Source organism: Flavobacterium polysaccharolyticum (assembly GCF_038739875.1).
Classification (GTDB): Bacteria; Bacteroidota; Bacteroidia; order Flavobacteriales; family Flavobacteriaceae; genus Flavobacterium; species Flavobacterium polysaccharolyticum.
In genome coordinates this window covers 248,512-272,074 of the sequence record NZ_JBCGDP010000003.1, presented here as the reverse complement: position 1 = coordinate 272,074, position 23,563 = coordinate 248,512, and the positions used below count along the sequence as shown (strand labels likewise).

Genomic DNA, 23,563 nt, shown 5'->3' with positions numbered 1-23,563 from the left:
TGTGGAGTTTTTTTTATGTCTCATTTTATTTCAATTTTTCTTTTAAATAGTCAAGCATTCCTATGGTAATTGGTTTGGGAAGGAAATCAACTACAATGCTATAGGTTTTGGCTTTCGCTAAATCTTGAGGATCTATTGTAGAAGAGAGTATGATTACTTTTATAGTGTTGAATTCAAGATAGTCTTTACTTGTGAAGATCTCTAAGAATTTCCATCCACCCATTACAGGCATGTTTAAATCAAGAAATATTAATTCTGGTTTTGATATTAAATCTGTGGCTTTTTCCTTTAAATTGTCATACATTCGTAATGCTTCTTCACCATTTAAAGCTGTAATGACCTCCTTTGCAAATTCAGTTTTTGAGATCATTTTTTTACTTATCATCAATGAAATTGGGTCGTCGTCAATACAGAAAATGGTATTATACATTTATATGTGTTTAAAAGGTTAGTGTGAATTGTACCCCTTTATTTACTTTACTTTCTACGGTTATACTGCCTCCTAATGATTCAATTTGTGATTTGACCAAATAGAGACCCAATCCCTTACTGTCAGGGTAATCATGAAATCGTTGATAGAGTCCGAATATATGGTCAGAATTTCTTTTTAAATCTATTCCGATCCCATTGTCTTTGAATTTTATCATGGTTTTGTTGTTTACTTTTTTTGTTGAAATCGAAATTTTTAACTTTTTACTTTCTGATTTATATTTAATAGAATTGGTCAATAAATTCATTAGTATACTCTCAAGATATGCTTTATTTGTATAGACCGTATCGGTTGATTCAAAATTTAGTCTCAGTGTAGGTTTGGATTGTTCAATTTGAAAGTGGAGTTGGCTAAAAACATGCTCCAGAACTTCGTTTATGGAAACGATTTCTTTTTGAATTGAAATTTTATCTTTGATTACTATGATTTTTACTAAATCATTTATAGTTTCGTTTAGTAGATGGGTTGATTTTTTGAAGCCATTTATTATTTCTAATAGCTCAGAGTCTGTTATGATGATGTCTTCAATGAGATTCAAGAGGCCAATCAAATTTGATAATGGAGCTCTCAAATTATGTGAAGTGATATAGGAAAACTGTTTTAAGTCTTTATTGTTTTGAGTTAATTCTCGAATGAGCTGTTCTTTTTCTTTTTCTTGTTTTCTTTCTTCGGTAACATCTTTTTGAATCGAAATCCAATGCGAAAGTTGGTTGTCTGCATTGTAAATCGGAATCATTGAAAAGCGTACCCAATATTCTTCTTTATTCTTTTTTCTTGTCAACGTTTCAATTTGACATTCTCTTTTTTCAGCTATGGCTTTGCTGAATTTTTCGTATTCGTTTAGGTCGGGATGTTCAGTGTTGAATGGGTTGAATGGTTTTGTTAATACTTTTTTTGATTTGTAACCTGTCATGGTACAAAATGCATCATTTACATAAATTATATTGGGGAATGGGGAGTTTTCGGAATCTGATTTTGTAATTACCACAGCATCTTTTGTTTGGGTAACCACTGTTTCTAGTAATTTTAGATTTTGTTCTTCTTCTTTTTGTTTGGTAATATCTTGAATGGCTCCAATCATTCTGTAGGCTCTTCCTTCTTTGTCTTTTAAAAGGAAGCCTCTGTCAAGAACATATTTGTAAGTATTGTCAGCGCATCTAAAACGGTACTGATCTTGCCATTTTTCGGATTTCTGTTCTATAAATGAATATAGTTTTATAGACATTTTGATGCTATCCTCGGGGTGAATTTTGTCAAACCACCATGCCGAGTTGTTGCCAACTTGATCTTCGGTATACCCAAAAATAGTTTTAATTCCTTTGTTCCAAGTTATGGCGTCTTCTTGTATTTTCCAATCCCAAATGGTATCGCTGGTTGCTTTGGATACAATGTCATATTTCTCGTTAGATTCTTTTATCTCATTGGTATTGGATTTTATTTTTTCTAAAATGGTATTATTACGTTTGTCGTTTTTAGATAAAATATATCGAAATAAAAGACCTATAAATAAGATAAAAATAACGTCTTTTATAAGGTTGTAGTAATAAGGGTTTTCAAAGTTAAGTTTGTTTGAGAATTTATGCCAAATAATGGCCATAAATATGGAGAAAAGAATGAAAATGCTAATTATTTGGTTGGTTTTACTTTTCATTAATCAAATATAAATAATTTATTTGTTAGAATTTTAAATATCTGTTACAAAACTTGCTTCCTAGAAATGATAAATAATGAACTGCTTGTTATTCATTGTTTTAGTAAACCGTGTTGGAAAGTTTTTTATATGAAAATAAAGTGTACCTTTGCAGCCATTAAAAATCACAGATGGAATCTATTAGAAACATTGCAATTATTGCCCACGTCGATCACGGTAAAACCACTTTGGTTGATAAAATTATGTATCACTGTCAATTATTTCGTGACAACGAAAATACAGGTGATTTAATTCTTGATAACAACGATTTAGAGCGTGAGAGAGGTATTACTATTACTTCTAAAAACGTTTCAGTTCAATATAAAGGGACAAAAATCAATATTATCGATACTCCTGGTCACGCCGATTTTGGAGGTGAAGTAGAACGTGTATTGAACATGGCCGATGGTGTATGTTTACTAGTGGATGCTTTTGAAGGTCCAATGCCACAAACTCGTTTTGTACTACAAAAAGCGATTGACTTAGGTCTTAAGCCTTGTGTAGTTATCAATAAAGTAGATAAAGAAAACTGTACTCCTGAAGAAGTTCATGAAAAAGTTTTTGACTTAATGTTTGAATTAGGTGCACAAGAATGGCAATTAGATTTTCCAACGGTTTATGGTTCTGCTAAGAACAACTGGATGTCTGATGATTGGAAAAATCAAACAGAAAACATCGAGCCTTTGTTGGATATGGTAATTGAAAATGTTCCTGCACCCAAAGTGTCAGAAGGAAATCCACAAATGTTGATTACCTCTCTTGACTTTTCTGCTTTTACAGGTCGTATCGCTATTGGTCGTTTGGAAAGAGGTATTTTGAAAGAAGGTATGCCAATTTCTTTAGTAAAAAGAGACGGTTCTGTATCTAAATCTAAAATTAAAGAACTACATACTTTTGAAGGTCTTGGACGTAAAAAAGTAGAGCAAGTAATTGCTGGAGATATTTGTGCAATTGTTGGTGTTGAAGGTTTTGAAATTGGTGATACTATCTCTGATTTTGAAAATCCTGAAGGATTAGCTTCTATTGCAATTGATGAACCTACAATGAGTATGTTGTTTACCATTAATGACTCTCCATTCTTTGGTAAAGAAGGTAAATTTGTAACTTCTCGTCATATTAGAGAGCGTTTAACAAAAGAATTAGAGAAAAACTTAGCAATGAAATTGGGTGAAACTGATTCAGCTGATAAGTTTATGGTTTTTGGCCGTGGTGTATTGCACTTATCAGTTCTTATTGAAACAATGAGAAGAGAAGGATACGAATTACAAATTGGTCAACCACAAGTAATCATCAAAGAAATTGATGGTAAAAAATGTGAACCAATTGAAGAGTTAACTATCGACTTACCAGAAAATCTTTCTGGAAGAGCTGTTGAATTTGTTACTTTGCGTAAAGGTGAAATGCTTTCTATGGAAACTAAAGGAGAGCGTATGATTATTAAATTTAATATTCCATCTCGTGGAATTATTGGTTTACGTAATCAATTGCTTACTGCTACTGCTGGTGAGGCTATTATGGCACACCGTTTTATCGGATATGAGCCTTTCAAAGGTGAAATTGCTGGACGTAACAAAGGTTCATTAATCTCTATGGAAAAAGGGAAAGCTATTCCATATTCTATCGATAAATTGCAAGATCGTGGTAAGTTTTTCGTTGAGCCAAATGCTGAAATCTACGAAGGACAAGTTATTGGAGAAAACTCTCGTGGAGATGATATGTGTGTAAACGTAACTAAAGAGAAAAAACAATCTAACGTACGTTCTTCTGGAAATGATGATAAAGCTAGAATTATTCCTCCAATTATCTTTTCATTGGAAGAAGCTTTAGAGTACATTCAAAAAGATGAATATGTTGAGGTTACGCCAAAATCTATTCGTTTGAGAAAAATTTATTTAACTGAAACAGATAGAAAAAGATTTAAAGTCTAAATTTTTTTAAATCTCAAAATAGTAAATCCCAAATTCCAAAGTAATGGAGTTTGGGATTTTTTTATGGTGTTTCCCGCAAGAAAAATGCGGGTCGGGCTATCCGCTATATCTTTTTAGGGCTAGAAAAAAGCCCCAAAAAGGATGCCGCTCCTGTCCCTAACACAATATTGGTACCATTAAAAATTATAGCTTATCATTCATTTTAATTGTAATTTTTGAGTCAGCAACAAGAGAAAACTTTGCATCCTCATATTTTGGTGGTCCCATAAATCCTTTAGCATTATTGGAACAAGCTACAGCTTCTTTTGGCATTCCGATAAAATTTTTATCCAATTTTCCATTGTTGTTTTCGTCGTGATATACCATAACAGTGTATTCGGATTTGGGTAAATCATTAAAAACAACTATTGCCGTATTGGATTTGATAGTTGAAGAAGTGGTTTTTAAAGCACTTTTTAAAAACTTTCCTTTCGAGTTGTAAACTTCTGCAGTAAGTTTTCCGGAGTTATTTTTTATTCCAGTGACAGTAATAGTAAGCGTTGTGTTTTGAGCCAAGCCTAGGCTACTAATTCCAAAAAAGAGAGATATGAGTTTTAACATTTTGTTTTATTTTTTTACTAGAAATAATCAGCTACCGAGAGCTTTCATTTTCTTATATAATATGTTTGAGCTATTAGTTAATGTTTTATATGAAAGACTTAAAATAATTTTTTAATCCTTGTTTTTTTATAAATATAAATAAGGTTATAGTTTGATTTATTTTAAAATGATTATCGTTTCAGTGCAAAATGGCCTTTAATTTCTCGACCATCTTCTAGTACTACCGTGAACCAATAATCATCAGAAGGTAGGGATTGACCATTAAAGGTTCCGTCCCAACCATTGCTGTTAGGGAAAATTTGTTTGAGTAATTTACCGTGTCGATCAAAGATACGAATCACAGATTTGGAATTGGAGAGGGTATTGGTTCCTTTAACATTCCAGTAATCATTGTATCCGTCTCCGTTTGGGGTGAAGTATTTAGGTGCACCAATAACAGCGACTTCTTTGCTCACAATTCCACATCTATTTTTATCATTTACATAGATTGTGTGAATTCCAGACGGGATGTTCTCAAACACATTTGAAGAAATAAAAGGACCTGTGGCGTCATCTAAACTGTATTCATAATCTCCTTGGCCACTAACATTGATTGTAACTTTATTTACATCAGTCAAATCAACAATTTCAACAGATTCGATTTTGGCAATGTCGGATAGGGTTACTTTTATCGTTCTAGTTCTGCTGCATCCTTGTGCTGCTACTACTTCAACGGTATAAACGCCCTCGCTATTGACATCTAGCGTATAACTGGTTTGTCCTGCTAGTACTGCTCCGTCTTTTTTCCAAACATAGCTATAATTGTTTATTGGACTTCCATCATTAATTCCAGCGTTGAGTTGGACAGCGAAGGTCGGTAAATTTGTACATACCAAGGCGTCTTCCGATCCATCGGTATTCAAATTAATATTGGGCAATGGATTAACCACAAAAGAGAGCAAGGTTTCTTCTATGCAAGTCGTATTTTTTGGGTTTTCAACCGTTGCTCTAACATTTTGAGTGGCGGTTGTAAAAGGATTAGGCAATGGACTTGGTAATGGATTATTGTTGGCATCAAAATAACGAACCACCATTCCGGTTTGACCATTTAATAATTGGCTTTCTATTGTGCTGGTATCAAAAGTATTTAGTCCATCAGTATCACTAGGGTTGTCATCATCACAAGCAGCAGGAATGTTTACTGCATTTGCAATTGGATGAACGTCTACGGTAAATTTGATGGTTGTTTCATCATAACACGGAACACCATTGTTTGTGTTAGTAATGGTATTGGTCACTTGAGCTTTTATGGTTTGTGATTTTGTGACAAAATTGGATGGAAACGGACTAGGTAACGGATTGTTATTTTCATCAAAATACGTAACTGACACATTGGTTTGTCCTTTCAATAAATCGGCTTCTAAGCTTGTGGTATTGAATGTAAAAATACCATCATTGCTAATTTCATCACATTCTTTATAGTCTGCTATTGGATTTGCAACAGGTAATTTTTCTACGGTTAGTGTCACATAATTTCCTAATCCAAAACAAGCGTTGTCAAGATTAGAATCGACGCGCACAAAAATAAGATGTTGGTTCGGAAACCCGGAATTTCTATAGGATGTAGTATTTGTGATCTCATTAGTCTCAGCCAAAGCATCAGTTTGTGTAGGAAAATATTTTATGGTGTAAGCTGTAGATGGGGAAGGTAACAATGCTTGAATATCAGTAGTTACGCTACTAAAATTAAAGGTGGCGATTCCATCTTTGTCGTCGTTTGTAGCATCTACATAATCATCGCAAACTGCAAAATTACGTTTAAAAGTGGCTGGAATTTGTGTAGCAGAAACAATTAATTTTAACTCTGTTGTACTAAAGCATCCATTAGCGTTTTCTACTCTCGTCCAAACGCTACCTATACCACTGGTATATTTGGTTGGGTCAGCAATTTTTGTTGTTGCATCATTGGTTGTAGCTCCAGTAGCAGTTTTGAAATAGGTAAAAGTTTCATTAAGATAATTGGCACTGATAAAGCTATTTTTTTCCGTCAAATTAAAGTCAGTAATGCCATCAATGTTATCATCACATTGTTTCAACGTGATACTTGTGGCCACAGTTGGGAGTGCTAATGTGGTTAATGTTGCCGCTGTAGAAGTCAAACCACAAGAGTTTCCTACTCTGTTTAATTGCACACGATAGCTGTAGCCATTCATACTGGCTAAAATGCCATTGACTTGTAGTGTTTTGGTTGTAACGCCAGCATAGTTTGCGTTATTCGCTAGTGTAGTCCAAGTTGTTCCATCAGCGCTCAACTCCCATTGAAAACTGTCTGCATTAGAGACTACTTCAAAAGTAGTACTTTGTAATAAACATTGTGATTTGTTGCTAGGTTGATTAGTAATGGTAATGGGTGCTCCAAGAGTGTAATTTGTATTTGGAGTCGTATATCCAGTACCCGATGTAACAATTCCTTTGTCATTTACCGTCACTGGACTATTTCCTAATAATCCATCTACGTCACCATCTAGGAAGCCAGCTTCGATGACGTCTTTACAACCATCATCATCACTATCTAATTCAAAATAGTTAAAGTTACCATCCGCATCGGAATCAGCTATCGTATATTTCAATCTTCCGCTATCCGGGGTGGTTTCTAAACTGTCTAATAAACCATTCAAACCAACATTTCCGTCTACTTTACCATCTTTATTGGCATCGGCGGCATTGTGTCCTGCTTCATCAAGATCAAAAATACCGTCATTGTCACTATCTAAATCCAGTATATCTTTTACAAAATAAAATGTTCCATTTACATCTGTATCAGAATTAATAGCAACTAAACCAGGTTCAAAGGCATCATCCAAACCGTCTTTGTTGGTATCCACACCAGTAAAAGATTTAAAACCTTTTGCTTGTGCTTCAATACTATCAGGAATTCCATCGTTGTCACTATCCATATCTAGCGCATCAGGAATAGTGTCTAGATCCGAATCTTGGTCTACGGTTTGGCTTATATAAAAAGCTGCTCGGTTAGCTATGGTTTCCGAAAGGTTGTAATGCTTAAAAGTTAAACTATCAACTTTATAGCCTTGAATGGTAAAACGTGCGCCCCCTTGTGGAACTGTTGTTGTGCTTTTAAATCGGAAACGAATTTCAAAAGAGGTAAATTCTTTTACTCCACTTTCGTAAATACCATCAAAATTGGTGTCAATCAGTAAATCACCAAAGGAATCTTTAATCGTTAAAGTTTGATTCGTAGGTGCACTGACCACAAAATCGCCATCTCCATTAGCTAAATCACCAGTAGGGGTGGTGTGAACGTTGCCATCAACTATATAACGAAATTCAATAATTTCTGGTTTTGTAAAGATGATTTTATAAACAGTAGGATTGTTTTTTCCTGCTGGAACATCTGATACAAAACCATAAACAGGATAGCCCGTTATAGTTCCGGAGCCAGTTATTGTCGCGTTAAAGTTACTAGCCGAGAGCGTGTTACTTTGGTTAAAAAAGGTAGAGCTACTCTCTACGGTGTTAAGCAATCCATCATTGTCCCAGTCAATATCAATGTTGTTGTTTGTACCATCATTATCATCGTCTTTGGCACAATCACTCACAGGGATTTTATCTGAAAAAACATCGCTCAAACATCCAGAAATACTTCCTCTAACTTGATAATAACCAGGTGAAGTAGGGGTGTAGGTGTTGGTAGTAGCCAAAGGAATAACTACATTATCTTTGTACCATTGAAAGGTATCATAAGCAGATAAACTACTAATTTTTAAAACAACATTAGGAATACAAGACGAGGTACCCACAGCAATTTTATCCGATACAATCTCTGGTTTCAAATCAAACCCAGAATAGTAGCCGCCATAGGTTGCAGCTCCGTTAGTAGCAAAATAAGATACATATACCTGTTTAGTCGATTTTACGGCTATATTTCCTATCAAATTAGATATCGTATATCTCACAAATCCTGTATTTCCAGTAATCGATTGTGGGCTAGCACCAATCGGAGCATTGTTGATTAAAACCGTTGCTCCAGTTTCAGTAATGATATTCAATCCACCATCATAAATAATACTACCTATTTCTTGAATATTTGGAATGTTATCCACCACGTTTGGTGTTGAACAATTCAAAGGCGGAACAAAAAACATATTTTGATTGGCTGGCGAAGCTGTACCTCCAATACTTTGGTACGCAAAAACTTTTTCAGAAGTGGTGATATACATACTACCATTAATAAAATTCGTTCCATCAATCACCACATATTCTCCTTTGTTTAAGGTAGCAAAAGGTGCTACACCACCATTTAAAAACACTTGGGTTTGGTCTGTATGTGCCACTAGTAAAACTCGTTCCAATTCATCTGTTCCTAATCCTTTGGCAAAAATGTATTCCGTTCCCGTGCGTTCAATGGGTACAATTTGATCAAATCCTACATCTCTACCTACAGGTTGGAGCTGTCCGTTTTGATTTGTTCCTAGAACAGTACTATTACTTCCACAAAAAGAACCCGCGTTAACTGCTACCGCTTTATCCGATTCTACCAAGGCGCCAATCATTTTAGCACTATTCGAAGGAGTACTCGCAGCACTATTGTTTTCTAGAGCCAAAACATAACTTTCATTTTTGTTTAGCGTCACCGTTATTGGCCCATTGATTACGGTACCATCGGTCAAAATAGTTCCAATGGGCAAATTCGAAATCGTAACTTTCGTTCCGTTTTCAGTCGCTAAAATAGAGGCGAAATTCAATAGTGTAGTGTCATATAGAGGATTTAACATTGCTCCCAGGCGGAATGTTTTCCCCAAAGCACTGTTCCCTTTTGAGACCAAGCCGCCTGCATGGTTATAACCATTAGTCCCATTTCTTGCTGCATTCACACGAATATTGGCATACACCAAATCTTCGGCTTCAATTACATATCCTTTGTTTTTTACGATTCCAATGATATTTTTTGGAGTAAACAATTGCGTAAAATCACCTGTTCCAATAAAATAGCGATACGGGTTCAGATTATTCACGACCCCTGTAATCACATTACCACCATTCTCAATGAGTTTAAAAGGAACATTTGTGGTGTTTGGAGTAGAAATATAAATGTAATGATCTTCCACCACACTCGATTGCGCCGTGATAGGAGGTAAGTAATGCGTTTTACTAAATTGTGCATGCGAAGTCATAACAAAAAATAGAAAAAAAACAGGAAAAAGGTTCTTCATAGGGTAGTTAAAATCGTGATTTATGGTTTTGCCAAATTGAATATATCTTTTTTTAGGAGCAGTAACAATCGGCATTATTGGGTAACATTGTCCCGTTATCCGCTGTATCTTTTCCTTTTTAAAGAAAAAAGGAAAAGGATGCCGCTACTATCGGGGCTAAAAGCTAAGAAATAGATTACTGGGTTACAGTAATACAGTTGATTTTTAGATTTTAAAACCAAAAATAGGTTTAATAAGTGGATTAAAAAAGAGTACCAAAAAGAATTATTTACGAGTTTTTATGCAAACTCATGACCTCTTTTTTATGTTTTTTGCACGAAAAGCAATTTTTTATAAAAGAGCGAAGAAATTATCGCTTTAGGCTAAAATGTCCCTTGATGATTTTACCATCAGCAAAGATAAGTTGAAACCAATAATCATTAGATGGCAAAGGTGTGCCTGTAAAAGTCCCGTTCCAGGAATCACTTGCGGAAGTTAATTCCTTAAGTAGTTTTCCATATCGGTCAAAAATCACGATTCTCGATTGTGGGAGAGAACTTAAATTATTAATTTTCCAAGTATCATTATAACCATCACCATTTGGGGTAAAAAAACGAGGATAGTCCAATACATAAATAAAATCACTAGTAGTGATGCCACAACCATTTTTATCTCGGATGCTAATGGTATAACTTCCAGGAGCCACATTCGTAAAAACAGGATTGTCCTGATAGTTTGTACCATCTAACGAAAATTCATAGTCTCCTTTTCCTTTGTAATTTATTGTAATGGTGTTTTTATTGCCTGCAAAGTCTTTTACTACTGCATTCTCATAAATTGCTTTTTCAGAAGTTTTGACTATGAATGTTTTTATTTTTTTGCAGCCTTTATCGTTAGTGATGGTTACGGTATAAGTGCCTACTTGTTGCACAGTAATTGACGCAGTGGTAGCGCCAGTATTCCACAAATAACTTGAAAAACCCGAATTGACACTCAGGCTTACACTACTTCCAGCACATAAAAAGAGCGTTTCATCTTCAAAATTGACTGGATCAAAAGTATTGACAACCAAGGTGACTGGTGTTATTCCGTAGCAATCCAAACCGTTTTTAATTCGAGCATAAATTGTTTGTTGAAAAGCTTGGGTATTCGTAAAAACAGGTCCTATTTTGTTTTTTTCTGCTAGGGCATCGGCAAACGATAGGTAGTATTCTGCTACTAAACCTGTGGGCAAACCATTTAATAACTGTGGTGTTACAAGTGTTGCTAAATTAAACGGATGTAGCCCATCTTGTATGGCATCTTCATCACAAATTGCAATCGGATTCGGACTAGGAACAACCGTGGTAGCGGTACTCAACGTAACTGTTGCAATTTTATAACAACCATACTTAGAGCTAGCTCTCACATAAAGTATTTGATTTGGACTCGTATTGCTGAAGCTTGTTAAATTAGCTATACCATTGGTTGAATTTTGAGCGTCAATCAAGTTGTCGTGCCAAGTTGTTTTTGTAATGTTTGCATCATTACTTTTTAGATTGGCATCAATGGTGCTTAAATCATAACTGGTTAAACCATCTGCATCAATATCGCATTGCACTAGCGTGCTGTTATTCAAAATCAAATCTGGAGTGTACTCTATTTTGATTTCTTCAGAAATAATGCAAGTTGGCGAAAATGCCACGTCAACTCTATAAGTTCCTGCAGAGGTAACTTGGTACGTGGGTTGGTTTGCACCATTAATTTTTATTCCATTTCTAAACCATTCATAACTATTTGTAGCAGGTAAATTGGTATTTAAAAGTAGTTGTTCTCCAAAGCATACTGGATTGTTAGTGACCACTAAACGATCTGTACCCAAATCAATTTTAGAGCTAAAACTACCAGCTTCAATGAAAACCGCTGAGTCAAAAACTTCTTCTCGATCATCTGCAACCACTAATTTTATGTGATAGGTTTTGCCAGCGGTAACCTTGGTTTCGGCCGTAAATACTTTGGTTTGTCCAGCATAATTAATCGGACTATTCGAAGTATTATAACCATTGAAAAAGTTTTCGTTTATCGCAGGACATCCTGGTTGAACTCCGTTATTAGTATTAACTGGATTGATCAACGGATGGACAACTTTGGATGAAACAGGTGTTGTAGTTCCCGGCAAAACAGCTAAATTTTTGTACGGGGTAGTACTTCCTTTCTCTTTAATTAAAAAAGCAAATCCATCTGAGAACTCACAAGGAAAATAAGATTGGTATTCATTAGAAGCAAAAAAATAATTAAAACTCACATAATCCGTCAAAGGCACAAAGTCAAACTCAATGACAGTAGCATTAATGCTCAGTATGCCAAGTGCAGCATCTAAGTCTGGATCACCACTCCAATTTCTTGAACCACCACCTCTTTGATTATCATAAGGACCTGGAGTATTGTTACTGCTCCACGTACTCAAAAAGATCCCTTGTTTAAAAGGGAACGAAGTGCCGTTAAAATCAAAAAAACCTAAACTTTTTTTACCAGCTGTAAAAGTGTCGCCTGTTTCTTTAAAATCCGAAACTTGGGCACAAGAACTATTGACCAATACTTTTTCAACTAAATATTGGGTGCTAAACGTATCATCAACTTTGATATATTGTGCCTTTGCTTTTTGAAAAAAACAAAAAAAAGCTAGTAAAAAAAGTAAGGATTTAATCTTCATAGTACAGCAAATATACTATAAATCACGCTTTTTTAATATTTTATAAGACAAGAAATTAAGTACAACAACCCATGCCAACACAATCAGAATGGTGGTAAAAGCTACTCCATAGTCTTTGGTGTTTTCAACGCCAATTTGGCTTCCAATGGTTTTTACTAACGATAATCTTGAAAAAGGTTCTACAATCAAATTCGACATGGCTTCCAATGGGAAAAATTGGGTAATATATCCTGCAATTGGGCTATCTGGAAAGATTTTAAAAGTTAAAATACCATTAGCGATTCCTTCAGCAATGGATAAAACCAATAAAAATCCTATGGCAAATGCCGAACGTTTGACCAAAATCCCCAAGAACAAACACAAAGAAAAGAATCCTGTTAGTTTCACAAAAAAAGCAAGGACGTATTCTAAATCTGAAAAAATGATGCTCACCTCAGTGTATGAAGAGAAACACAATCCCAGAATTAAACTCATCACAAAAACAAATACTGTCGAAGCTAAGGCAAAAGCAACTACGGTTAAAAATTTAGAAAGTACCAGTTCTTTTTTGCTCATTCCGTCGATGAGGTTTTGTTTCAGCGTACCATAACTGTATTCATTGGCCATCATCGATACAATGACAATCGCCAAAAAGAATTTTAAGATGGCTGCGATATAGGTGTTAAAATGCCAAATAAAAGGGAAGTTGAAAATCCCCATTTCTGCTAAATGAAATTTGAAAACACCCAAATCAAATTTGATGGATGCAATTAAGGCAATGAAAGAAAGTAATATGAAATAAGTTAATGTTAATACTCTACTGGCTTTGTTGAGCCAGATTTTTTGTAATTCTATGGATAGTAATCGTTTCATGATTTATTTTTTGAGAAGGTTAAGAGATATAAAAACTATTTTTTGGTTAATTCTAAGAATTGCTCCTCCAAACTGTTTTTTCGTTTCACTAAATGATTGAGAGCTATGCCATGTTCGAACAAATAATGATTCAAGTCCGAAGCTTTCAAGTCAGTTTTTAGGTACACCAATACTTTGTTTTCTTCTGCTGCAATTTTATCCACTGCCGGATGTGTAGCAAGTACTGTTTTTAGTGTAGTAGTATCATCTGCTTCAAGTTCAAAAAAGCCTTCATTTGCGGCCATTCCGTCTACCAAACCAGCATATAAAATTTCTCCTTTTCTTAAAACCACTACATGCGAACATACTTTTTCTACTTCGTCCAAAAGATGCGAAGCCAAAAGGATAGTGGTGCCTAAACTGGCTACTTTTTTTATAATGTCGCGAATTTGGTGAATCCCTTGTGGGTCGAGACCATTAGTGGGTTCGTCTAGAATTAAAATTTCGGGATCGTTGAGTAAAGCAGACGCAATGGCTAAACGTTGTTTCATTCCCAAAGAAAAGGTACTGAATTTACTGTCTTTTCTCTCGATAAGTCCTACCAGTTCTAATTTTTCTTCTATTTTAGAATAATTGATGTTTTTAATTTTGCATACTAGTTTAAGATTCTCATATGCTGTCATGTAAGGATAAAAATTAGGGCGCTCGATAATAGCTCCTACTTTTTTTAATGCTTCATGTGTCTCTAACGCTCCATCAAACCATTGGTATTCACCAGATGTAGCATTTACTACGTTGAGTGTAATTCCTAGTGTGGTTGATTTGCCACTTCCGTTAGGACCTAAGATTCCGTAAACATTCCCTTTTTTGATTTCGAAAGAAACGTTTTTTAACGCTTGGATTCTTCCGTAGCGTTTGTTGAGGTTTTTGATGGTTAGTATAGTTTCCAAGTTTTTAGTTATTTAGTTTTATGTAGGACGAGTCAAATCGTAATTTGTTACTATTAAAATAGAAAATACTGTAAATTTGTAGAAAACATAGACCTATGAGCGAGCCATTAATGGTTTTTAAAAAGCCGTCCTACCCAATAAATAAACCTTTAATGGAATACTTAGAACGATTTGAACGCATTTCTAAAGTTCCTATTTTTTATGATGATTTGTTGCGTTTTTCGGGTTCTATAAATGTTTATGATAAAAACAACAATGATACACTTTGGATACGAGTGTATTATAACGAATTTGAGCGCAATGAAATCGATTTGACTTTAATGAAAATCTATTCGTTATTGCATTCTGATGGAAATTTGAACATCATTAAGTTTTTAACAGTCGATTGTATAGATTATTGCACTTTTGGAAATTCAAAGCCCTTTCGTGTGAAAGTCCGAAATATTCTTAATGATAACTACACCCATTTTTATATCAAAAAAGCCGATGCGTCTAGAGTCTATGGACTTGAATTTGAGCATATTTTATCTCCTGATAAAATTAATTTTTTGGTTTATAAGGATACCTTAATCGAAGAGCATATTATGGGGATTCCCGGGGATGTATTCATGAAAAATCTGTTGAAAGATTGTACAGAAACTGCCAAAGCTCAAATAGCCAAAGAGTTTGTTAAGTTTAATGAGCGTTGCATGATTCGATTGTTAGGGGATATGCGAGCCTACAATTATGTAATTGTACCTACGCATGATTTTGATCAAGTAGTGTATAAGATTCGCGCTATAGATTTTGATCAACAGTGTTACGAAGGAAATTTTAAAGTCTATCGTCCACAGTTTTTTAAAGAAAATTATCCAATGATTTTGTTGGTAAAAGATAAACTGCAAGAAAGTTCTATAGAACAATATAAAAAGGAAGAGCGCTCGGCAATGGCAAAGAGAATCCAATCTTCTGAAAATAGAATAAAAAGATTAGTGCAAATTATGTCTAGCGAAACTTTGGCTCCAGTTGAGCATTTAAACCAATTGAAAATGGAGTTGTATAATTATACACATGATTTGAACTTCAAAAATGCTAAATCAATGGGAGGTATTATGACGGCGGCCTTTGATTTCATCACCCGCAATTTCAAGAATATGAATAGCATGCGTGCTGGTTTTTAAATACTAATTTTTACCTTTTTAATTCTATCTCTTTATGAAGACCACACCTAATAATGCCTTGCTATTTATTTTTATTACCGTTTTAGTCGATGTTATTGGTCTTGGAATTATTATTCCGATTGTACCAAAATTAATCGAAAATTTAACGGGACTTGGCATCAATGAAGCTTCTAAATATGGAGGTTGGTTGTTGTTTTCTTTTGCTATAATGCAATTTATTTTCTCTCCAATTTTAGGAGGATTAAGTGATAGATTTGGTAGACGCCCCATTTTGTTACTATCTCTTTTTGGGTTAGGTTTAGATTATATTTTTCATGCCTTTGCTCCTACAATTGCTTGGCTTTTTCTGGGCAGAATTATTGCGGGAATCATGGGAGCGAGTTTTAGTACGGCTACTGCTTACATTGCAGATATTAGTACACCCGAAAAAAGAGCACAGAATTTTGGACTAATTGGAGCCGCTTTTGGTTTAGGTTTTATTATTGGCCCTGTAATTGGAGGTATAAGTAGTAAATGGGGGACTAATGTTCCTTTTTTGATTGCTGCTGGGTTGACTTTATTGAATGTGATTTATGGTTATTTTGTTTTACCTGAATCGTTGTCAAAAGACAATCGTAGGGCTTTTGAATGGAAACGCGCGAATCCTATCAGTTCTTTGAAAAATTTAAGAAAGTATCCAGTCGTTTCAGGTTTGGTAATTTCATTAGTGCTCACTTTTATTGCCTCACATGCAGTACAATCGAATTGGTCATTTTACACTATGTATAAATTCAATTGGACTGCTGAAATCGTAGGATATTCACTAGCTGTCGTTGGTGTTTTAGTTGCTTTTGTTCAAGGATTTTTGATTCGGAAAATTATTCCGCGTTTAGGACAAGTCAAATCCATTTACTTAGGAATGTCTTTTTCAGCTCTTGGGTTATTGCTTTTCGGATTAGCTTCAGAAAGTTGGATGATGTTTGCTTTCTTGATTCCATATTGTTTGGGCGGAATTGCTGGACCAAGTATACAAGGTGTTATTTCGAGTCAAGTACCCGACAATGAACAAGGTGAATTACAAGGTGCCCTTACGAGTTTGATGAGTTTGTGTGGGGTATTTGGACCTTTACTGATGACCAATTTATTTGCTTTCGCTACAGCTAAAAACAGTGTGTTTCATGTGCCTGGAGCTCCTTTTTTCTTGGCATCTCTCTTGACTTTGGTTAGCTTTTATCTTTCCTATCGCACATTATCTAAGGAAAAATAGTTTATAAATAGTACCATAATTCGCAAATTGTTTACCTTTTTATAAATCGTTAATTTGCGAATTTGCGTTTTTTTGTAGCAATAAAAAAGCCGACTTGTACCACACAAGCCGACTTTTTTAAACAAATAAAAACTAAAAAAATCTTAGAAACAGTAAGCGTTTTCAGCTACTAGTTTTGAAGTAATAATTTCTCTTAAACCTACCACATTTGGCATATTGGTATATTTAGTGTAACGACGAAGTCCCATTAACATCATGCGTTGTTCATCACCTTCAGCAAAAGATACGATTCCTTCTTTTCCTTTTTGAGTAATGATATCTACTGCTTTGTATAAGTACAATTGTGCCATAGCAATTTGTTCTTTTACTGCAGCTTCACCTTTAGCTTTAGCTAATTTTTCGGTTCTTAGAATAGTACTTTCAGCCATGTAGATTTCGATTAAGATATCAGAGGCTGCCATCAATAATTGTTGGTGTGCGTCTAAGTCTGGACCATATTTTTGAACTGCTCCACCAGCAACCATCAAGAACGCTTTTTTCAATTTGCCGATCATTTCTTTTTCTTCTGCAAATAATTCAGAATAATCAGGTGTTTCGAAAGAAGGAATTCCCATTAATTCTGCTTGTACTTCAGAAGCTGGTCCTAACAAATCTACGTGACCTTTCATGGCTTTTTTAACCAACATGCCTACTGATAACATACGGTTGATTTCGTTGGTACCTTCATAGATACGAGCGATACGAGCATCTCTCCAAGCGCTTTCCATAGGAGTGTCTTCAGAGAATCCCATTCCACCAAAAATTTGAATTCCTTCATCAGAACAGTTTTGTACGTCTTCAGAAACCGCTACTTTCAAGATAGAACACTCGATTGCATATTCTTCAACCCCTTTTAATTCTGCTTCTTGATGCGTAGATCCTGCAGCTTCACGTTCTGCGATTCTGTCTTCGATATCTTTAGCAGCACGGTATGATGCACTTTCACCAGCGTAGCATGAAGTAGCCATTTCAGCTAATTTAGAACGGATAGCTCCAAATTGAGAAATAGGAGTGTTGAATTGAATTCTTTCATTAGAATAGTTTACTGCACCAGAAATCACTCTTCTTTGTGCATCCAAACAAGCCGCTGCTAATTTGATACGTCCTACGTTCAAGGCGTTCATTGCAATTTTGAATCCGTTTCCTCTTTCAGACAACATGTTTTCTACAGGAACTTTGGTTTCGTTAAAGAATACCTGACGAGTAGAAGAAGCACGAATTCCTAATTTATGCTCTTCTTCATTCATAGAAATTCCGTTAGCTGGATCGTTTTCTACGATAAAACCTGTAATGTTTTTGTCATCACCAATTCTAGCAAAGACAATGAAAAGCGAACAAAATCCTGCGTTTGAAATCCACATTTTTTGTCCTGTGATTGTGTAATATTTTCCATCTTCAGATAAAACTGCTTTTGTTTTTCCTGAGTTAGCATCTGATCCAGCTCCTGGCTCAGTCAAACAATACGCACCAAACCACTCACCTGAAGCCAACTTTGGAACATACTTTAATTTTTGTTCTTCTGTTCCGTACAATGTAATTGGCATAGTTCCAATACCTGTGTGTGCTCCAAATGCAGTTGAAAATGAACCAGTAGCTCCAGAGATATAGTCACAAACCAACATAGTCGATACGAATCCCATTCCTAAACCACCGTAAGCTTCTGGAACAGCAACACCTAACAAACCTAATTCACCCGCTTTACGCATAGTTTCTTCGGTGTAAGCGTAATCTTTTTTCTCAAAGCGATCTTTGTGCGCCCATAATTCTTTGTCAACGAACTCTTTTACAGAGTCACGCATCATTAACTGCTCTTCATTAAAATCTTCTGGTGTGAAAATATCTTCACATTTTGTTTCTTTTACGATGAATTGACCACCTCTTGTTTTATTGCTCATAGTAGCCCCCTAATCCCCCGAAGGGGGGAATTCCTACTAGGGGTCAGTAGGTTTTTAAATTCTTTAACCTTAATAAAGTTAAAGATGTGATTATACTTTTTTAAAGAACTTTATTTTTTGAATTGTTTTTGGAGTTCCCCCTTCGGGGGCTAGGGGGCTTTTACACCAACTCAAAAATCCCCGCACTTCCTTGTCCTGTACCTACGCACATAGAAACAATTCCGTATTTGTTACCTCTGCGTTTCATTTCGTCGAATAATTGAACCGAAAGTTTAGCACCTGTACAACCTAGAGGGTGACCTAAAGCAATAGCTCCACCGTTTACGTTGATGATGTCAGGATTTAAGTCCAATTCTCTAGTTACTGCTAAAGCTTGAGAAGCAAAAGCTTCATTCAACTCAATCAAATCGATGTCATTTAGTGTCAATCCGGCTTGTTTTAAGGCTTTTGGAATCGCCTTTACTGGACCAATTCCCATAATTCTTGGTTCTACACCTGCAGAAGCAAAGTTTACCAAACGGGCAATCGGCTGAATGTTTAATTCTTTTACCATTTCTTCACTCATTACCAAAACGAAAGCAGCACCATCACTCATCTGAGAAGAGTTACCAGCAGTTACACTTCCATCGGCAGCAAAAACAGGACGTAAACCTGCCAAGGCTTCCAATGAAGTACCAGCTCTAGGACCTTCATCTTTAGTTACTACATACGATTTGGTTTCTTTTTTACCATTTTCATTGATAAAAGTTTGCTCAACTGTAATAGGTACAATTTGGTTGTCAAATTTTCCTTCTGCCTGAGCTTTTAAGGCTTTATTGTGTGATTGAAAAGCAAACTCATCTTGATCTGCACGAGAAATGTTGAATTGTTTTGCTACCGCTTCAGAGGTTAATCCCATTCCCCAGTAGTAATCTTCGTGACCAGCTGCGGCCACTTTGTAATCTGGAGTTGGTTTGTAACCTCCCATTGGAATATAACTCATACTTTCTGCTCCACCTGCAATGATGCAATGCGCCATTCCAGATTGGATTTTGGCAGTTGCCATCCCGATAGTTTCTAGACCTGAAGCACAGTATCTGTTTACAGTAACTCCAGGAACATCGTCTACTTTTAATCCCATTAAAGAGATCAAACGTCCGACATTTAGACCTTGCTCAGCTTCTGGCATAGCATTTCCAACCATTACGTCATCAATACGGGTTTTGTCAAAATCAGGCAACTCATTCATCATGTACTGAATGGTTTCTGCTGCTAATTCATCAGGGCGTTTGAATCTAAAAACTCCCTTTGGTGCTTTTCCTACGGCTGTACGATAAGCTTTTACTATATATGCTGTTTTCATTGTTATAAAGTATTAAGATTGGAGAATTAAGTATTAAGATTTTCCAATCGTTATTTATTATTAGTTTTTAGAGATTTTTGAAGGGCAAAATTCATATTACTCACTTCAACTAAATTATGGATGATTGGAGTAATTTTTACTTCTTCAACTAATTCTAAGCGTTTTGAAATCATTAATTGAGTGATTAATTCATAAGTAGAACCATTTGCAATACCAAGAAAATGCACAAATTCATTATTTGAATTTCTTCCTGAGCCCTCAGCAATATTTGAAGGAATAGAAACGGCACATTTTTTAATTTGATGTGTTAAGTTAAATTTCTCATCAGAAGGTAATTCTGAAGTGACTTTGTAAACATCCACAGCAATATCCATTGCTTTTTGCCAAATCTTTAATTTTTCAAATTGATGCATATTTCTAGGTCTTGATACTTAATACTTAATTCTTTGTACGTCAATCTAGTTTCTCAACGGTTTCCCTTTGGTTAACATAAATTGAATTCTCTCCAATGTCTTTCTTTCTGTACAAAGAGATAAGAAAGCTTCTCTTTCGATATCCAATAAGTATTGTTCAGATACTAAGGTCGCTTCAGATAAGTCACCACCGGCCATTACATAAGCCAGTTTGTTGGCAATTTTCTTGTCGTGTTCAGAGATGTATTTACCAGCTTGCATTTGGTCAGTTCCTACTAAGAACATTCCCAAGGCTTGTTTTCCTAATACTTTTACATCTTTTCTGCGGATAGGTTGAGTGTAACCTGCTTCGGCCATCAATAAAGCATGTTTTTTAGCCTCAGCAATCTGACGATCTTTGTTGACTACCACTACGTCTTTACCATGTTGTAAAATACCTAAATCAAAAGCTTCATAAGCAGAAGTAGATACTTTGGCCATAGCCACTGTTAAGAAATACTCTTGAAGTACATTCAATTCTACGTCGTTTTTACGGAACAAATCAGAGGCTCTTAACGCCATTTCTTTTGATCCACCACCGCCAGGAATTACACCTACACCAAATTCTACTAATCCAATGTAAGATTCAGCGGCAGCTACAACTTTGTCAGCATGTAAACTCATTTCGCAACCACCACCTAATGTCATTCCATGAGGAGCTACTACTACTGGAATTCCGGAGTAACGTACACGCATCATAGTATCTTGGAACATTTTGATAGCCATGTTCAATTCGTCGTATTCTTGTTCAACAGCCATCATGAAAATCATTCCAATATTGGCTCCAACAGAAAAGTTTGCTGCTTGGTTTCCAATGACTAAACCTTGGTATTCTTTTTCGGCTAGATCGATTGCTTTGTTGATGCCTTGCAATACATCGCCACCAATAGTATTCATTTTAGATTGGAATTCTAGGTTTAAGATACCATCTCCCAAATCTTGAATAATGGCGCCACTGTTGCTCCAAACTTTTTTAGTTTCGCGTATGTTGTTCAAGATGATGAATGCATCCTGACCAGGAACTTTTGTTTGTGATTTGGTTGGAACATTGTAGAAATAAGTAGCACCTTCTTTCACAGTATAAAAACTTGTATTTCCAGCAGCAATCATTTCTGTAACCCAAGCAGCAGGTGCTAAACCTTCAGCTTTCATGATTTCAATTCCTTTTTCAACACCTATGGCATCCCAAATTTCAAATGGACCATTTTCCCATCCAAAACCAGCTTTCATAGCGTCGTCAATTTTGTATAATTCGTCTGAGATTTCAGGAATTCTGTTCGAAACATAAGCAAACATTCCAGCAAAGCTTTTTCTGTAGAATTCGCCCGCTTTATCTTTTCCTTTTACTAGAACTTTAAATCTATTGATGGGTTTGTCAATGGTTTTTGTCAATTCCAAAGTGGCAAAAGAAGCTTTTTTAGCAGTACGATACTCTAAAGTGTCTAAGTCTAAAGATAAAATTTCTTTGCCTTCTTTTTTGTAAAAACCTTGTCCTGTTTTACTTCCTAACCATTTGTTTTCCATCATTTTGTTGACGAAATCTGGTAGTTTGAACAACTCGTGTTGCTCATCAGTTGGGCAGTTTTCGTAGATTCCGTTGGCCACATGTACTAAGGTATCAAGCCCCACAACGTCTACAGTTCTGAAGGTAGCAGATTTAGGACGACCAATAACTGGTCCTGTCAATTTATCCACTTCTTCAATAGTTAATCCTAATTCTTTTACCAAGTGAAACAAACTTTGGATGCCGTAGATTCCAATTCTGTTTCCGATAAACGCTGGAGTGTCTTTGGCTACAACCGAAGTTTTTCCTAAGAATTTTTCACCATATCCTGTCAAGAAATCTAATACTTCAGTTGAAGTTTGTGGTCCAGGAATGATTTCAAATAATTTTAAGTAACGTGCAGGGTTAAAAAAGTGTGTTCCGCAGAAGTGTTTTTGGAAATCTTCGCTACGGCCTTCGCTCATGAAGTGAATCGGAATACCAGAAGTATTTGACGTTACCAAAGTACCTGGTTTTCTGAATTTTTCAATTTGTTCGAAAACTAATTTCTTGATGTCTAAACGCTCTACAACCACCTCGATAATCCAATCTGCACCTGCAATTTTTGCCATATCATCGGTAGTGTTACCCGTAGCAATTCGATTGGCGAATTTTTGATTGTAAATAGGGGATGGTTTTGATTTTAAAGCGGTAGCTAAACTATCATTTACCAATCTGTTTCTCACGATTTTACTTTCGAGAGTTAATCCTTTTTTGGCTTCTGCATCCGTCAATTCTCTTGGAACAATGTCCAAAAGTAAGACTTCAACACCAATGTTGGCAAAATGGCAAGCAATTCCAGAACCCATAATTCCAGACCCGATTACTGCGACTTTTTTAATTGTGCGTTTCATACTTTGTTACTATTTATTTTTTTTTATTTTATTTCTTGAATGTGGTGTCGCTTTTTACACAGTATGTTACTGCTTAGCGTTTTCAATCATGATCATTGTGTCTTCATTAGATTCATTTTCTGGAGTATTGAAAATGCTTTTCTCAAGAATTAATTCGTTGATAATATCTGCTACCTCCATAAAGTGGGCTAATTTTTCTTCCGAAACATGTTGTTTTATCGTTTCATTAAACTTTAATACTGTCTTTTTCGAAAGGTCTCTTTTTTCTTTTCCAAAAGGAGTCAGATATAGCAAAACCCCTCTGCCGTCGTCTGGATTTTTCTTTCTGAAGATCAATCCCTTTTCCTCCATAGTTTTCAAAGTTCGGGTCAAACTCGTCGCTTCCATTCCCATTCTTGGTCCTAAAGCAGTCGATGGTGTTCCGTCTTCTTTGTCAATACTCAATAAGGCAAATCCTGTTGCCATGGTCGCATCATATTTGGCGGCTTCTTCGTTATACATTCTAGAAACGGCTTGCCATGTTGCTCTTAAAACATAATCAATTGTTTTGTCTTTCATAGTTTACTATATCGATTTCAAATATATATAAAAAATACTATGCATGCATATTATTTTTTTATTTTTTTTATAAAAATTAAAAAACTCCTTTGTATTTCAGGAGT

At 35.5% G+C, this 23,563-nt stretch carries 15 protein-coding genes; 3 read left to right on the top strand and 12 right to left on the bottom strand.

Annotation, left to right across the window (positions count from 1 at the left end):
* Nucleotides 1-25 precede the first annotated feature (25 nt).
* Together WFZ86_RS04625 and WFZ86_RS04620 are read right to left on the bottom strand one after the other, a co-directional pair.
* Entirely contained in the window at nt 26-430 is a 405-nt protein-coding gene (locus tag WFZ86_RS04625; RefSeq protein WP_342690849.1) for a response regulator, read from the bottom strand.
* A 10-nt stretch (nt 431-440) separates the two neighbouring features.
* Nucleotides 441-2,141 (bottom strand): PAS domain-containing protein, encoded by a 1,701-nt coding sequence (locus tag WFZ86_RS04620; protein WP_342690848.1) that lies wholly within the window; start codon nt 2,139-2,141, stop codon nt 441-443.
* Nucleotides 2,142-2,311: 170 nt separating this feature from the next.
* Between WFZ86_RS04620 and typA the strand changes: the two genes are divergently transcribed.
* Complete coding sequence (gene typA / locus WFZ86_RS04615; protein WP_342690847.1) at nt 2,312-4,108, top strand: translational GTPase TypA; 1,797 nt, start codon at nt 2,312-2,314, stop codon at nt 4,106-4,108.
* Nucleotides 4,109-4,291: 183 nt separating this feature from the next.
* Here typA and WFZ86_RS04610 read toward each other — a convergent pair whose 3' ends face one another.
* The 5 genes from WFZ86_RS04610 to WFZ86_RS04590 form a co-directional block, all read right to left on the bottom strand.
* Nucleotides 4,292-4,708 carry a DUF2141 domain-containing protein gene (locus tag WFZ86_RS04610; protein WP_342690846.1) on the bottom strand — a complete coding sequence of 139 codons (417 nt, stop codon included), beginning with the start codon at nt 4,706-4,708 and terminating at the stop codon, nt 4,292-4,294.
* 170 nt (nt 4,709-4,878) lie between these two features.
* On the bottom strand, nt 4,879-9,918 hold the full coding sequence (locus WFZ86_RS04605; RefSeq protein ID WP_342690845.1) for a T9SS type B sorting domain-containing protein: 5,040 nt from the start codon (nt 9,916-9,918) through the stop codon (nt 4,879-4,881).
* Nucleotides 9,919-10,267: 349 nt separating this feature from the next.
* Complete coding sequence (locus WFZ86_RS04600; RefSeq protein ID WP_342690844.1) at nt 10,268-12,589, bottom strand: choice-of-anchor L domain-containing protein; 2,322 nt, start codon at nt 12,587-12,589, stop codon at nt 10,268-10,270.
* Nucleotides 12,590-12,604: 15 nt separating this feature from the next.
* Complete coding sequence (locus tag WFZ86_RS04595) at nt 12,605-13,441, bottom strand: ABC transporter permease (protein WP_342690843.1); 837 nt, start codon at nt 13,439-13,441, stop codon at nt 12,605-12,607.
* 35 nt (nt 13,442-13,476) lie between these two features.
* Entirely contained in the window at nt 13,477-14,370 is an 894-nt protein-coding gene (locus WFZ86_RS04590; RefSeq protein WP_342690842.1) for an ABC transporter ATP-binding protein, read from the bottom strand.
* Between the two features lie 95 nt (nt 14,371-14,465).
* Between WFZ86_RS04590 and WFZ86_RS04585 the strand changes: the two genes are divergently transcribed.
* Both WFZ86_RS04585 and WFZ86_RS04580 read left to right on the top strand, forming a co-directional pair.
* Nucleotides 14,466-15,530, top strand: a complete 1,065-nt coding sequence (locus WFZ86_RS04585; protein ID WP_342690841.1) for a siphovirus Gp157 family protein — start codon at nt 14,466-14,468, stop codon at nt 15,528-15,530.
* Nucleotides 15,531-15,564: 34 nt separating this feature from the next.
* Nucleotides 15,565-16,776 carry a TCR/Tet family MFS transporter gene (locus WFZ86_RS04580; RefSeq protein ID WP_342690840.1) on the top strand — a complete coding sequence of 404 codons (1,212 nt, stop codon included), beginning with the start codon at nt 15,565-15,567 and terminating at the stop codon, nt 16,774-16,776.
* 143 nt (nt 16,777-16,919) lie between these two features.
* Here the strand turns inward: WFZ86_RS04580 and WFZ86_RS04575 are convergent, their stop codons facing one another.
* The 5 genes from WFZ86_RS04575 to WFZ86_RS04555 form a co-directional block, all read right to left on the bottom strand.
* Nucleotides 16,920-18,710 carry an acyl-CoA dehydrogenase family protein gene (locus WFZ86_RS04575; protein ID WP_315169929.1) on the bottom strand — a complete coding sequence of 597 codons (1,791 nt, stop codon included), beginning with the start codon at nt 18,708-18,710 and terminating at the stop codon, nt 16,920-16,922.
* A gap of 160 nt (nt 18,711-18,870) precedes the next feature.
* On the bottom strand, nt 18,871-20,052 hold the full coding sequence (locus tag WFZ86_RS04570) for a thiolase family protein (RefSeq protein WP_342690839.1): 1,182 nt from the start codon (nt 20,050-20,052) through the stop codon (nt 18,871-18,873).
* A gap of 50 nt (nt 20,053-20,102) precedes the next feature.
* A complete protein-coding gene (locus tag WFZ86_RS04565) occupies nt 20,103-20,465 on the bottom strand; it encodes a four helix bundle protein (RefSeq protein WP_342690838.1) in 363 nt (120 codons plus the stop codon).
* A 45-nt stretch (nt 20,466-20,510) separates the two neighbouring features.
* On the bottom strand, nt 20,511-22,901 hold the full coding sequence (locus tag WFZ86_RS04560) for a 3-hydroxyacyl-CoA dehydrogenase/enoyl-CoA hydratase family protein (protein WP_342690837.1): 2,391 nt from the start codon (nt 22,899-22,901) through the stop codon (nt 20,511-20,513).
* A gap of 66 nt (nt 22,902-22,967) precedes the next feature.
* Nucleotides 22,968-23,459, bottom strand: a complete 492-nt coding sequence (locus tag WFZ86_RS04555; RefSeq protein WP_342690836.1) for a MarR family winged helix-turn-helix transcriptional regulator — start codon at nt 23,457-23,459, stop codon at nt 22,968-22,970.
* Nucleotides 23,460-23,563: the final 104 nt, after the last annotated feature.

What these genes read in the sequence shown, in the direction of transcription:
- WFZ86_RS04605 (WP_342690845.1), bottom strand. Translation starts at nt 9,918, where the DNA reads ATGAAGAACCTTTTTCCTGTTTTTTTTCTATTTTTTGTTATGACTTCG.
- WFZ86_RS04595 (WP_342690843.1), bottom strand. Translation starts at nt 13,441, where the DNA reads ATGAAACGATTACTATCCATAGAATTACAAAAAATCTGGCTCAACAAA.
- WFZ86_RS04585 (WP_342690841.1), top strand. Translation starts at nt 14,466, where the DNA reads ATGAGCGAGCCATTAATGGTTTTTAAAAAGCCGTCCTACCCAATAAAT.
- typA (WP_342690847.1), top strand. Translation starts at nt 2,312, where the DNA reads ATGGAATCTATTAGAAACATTGCAATTATTGCCCACGTCGATCACGGT.
- WFZ86_RS04625 (WP_342690849.1), bottom strand. Translation starts at nt 430, where the DNA reads ATGTATAATACCATTTTCTGTATTGACGACGACCCAATTTCATTGATG.
- WFZ86_RS04575 (WP_315169929.1), bottom strand. Translation starts at nt 18,710, where the DNA reads ATGAGCAATAAAACAAGAGGTGGTCAATTCATCGTAAAAGAAACAAAA.
- WFZ86_RS04555 (WP_342690836.1), bottom strand. Translation starts at nt 23,459, where the DNA reads ATGAAAGACAAAACAATTGATTATGTTTTAAGAGCAACATGGCAAGCC.
- WFZ86_RS04565 (WP_342690838.1), bottom strand. Translation starts at nt 20,465, where the DNA reads ATGCATCAATTTGAAAAATTAAAGATTTGGCAAAAAGCAATGGATATT.
- WFZ86_RS04620 (WP_342690848.1), bottom strand. Translation starts at nt 2,141, where the DNA reads ATGAAAAGTAAAACCAACCAAATAATTAGCATTTTCATTCTTTTCTCC.
- WFZ86_RS04600 (WP_342690844.1), bottom strand. Translation starts at nt 12,589, where the DNA reads ATGAAGATTAAATCCTTACTTTTTTTACTAGCTTTTTTTTGTTTTTTT.
- WFZ86_RS04570 (WP_342690839.1), bottom strand. Translation starts at nt 20,052, where the DNA reads ATGAAAACAGCATATATAGTAAAAGCTTATCGTACAGCCGTAGGAAAA.
- WFZ86_RS04580 (WP_342690840.1), top strand. Translation starts at nt 15,565, where the DNA reads ATGAAGACCACACCTAATAATGCCTTGCTATTTATTTTTATTACCGTT.
- WFZ86_RS04610 (WP_342690846.1), bottom strand. Translation starts at nt 4,708, where the DNA reads ATGTTAAAACTCATATCTCTCTTTTTTGGAATTAGTAGCCTAGGCTTG.
- WFZ86_RS04560 (WP_342690837.1), bottom strand. Translation starts at nt 22,901, where the DNA reads ATGAAACGCACAATTAAAAAAGTCGCAGTAATCGGGTCTGGAATTATG.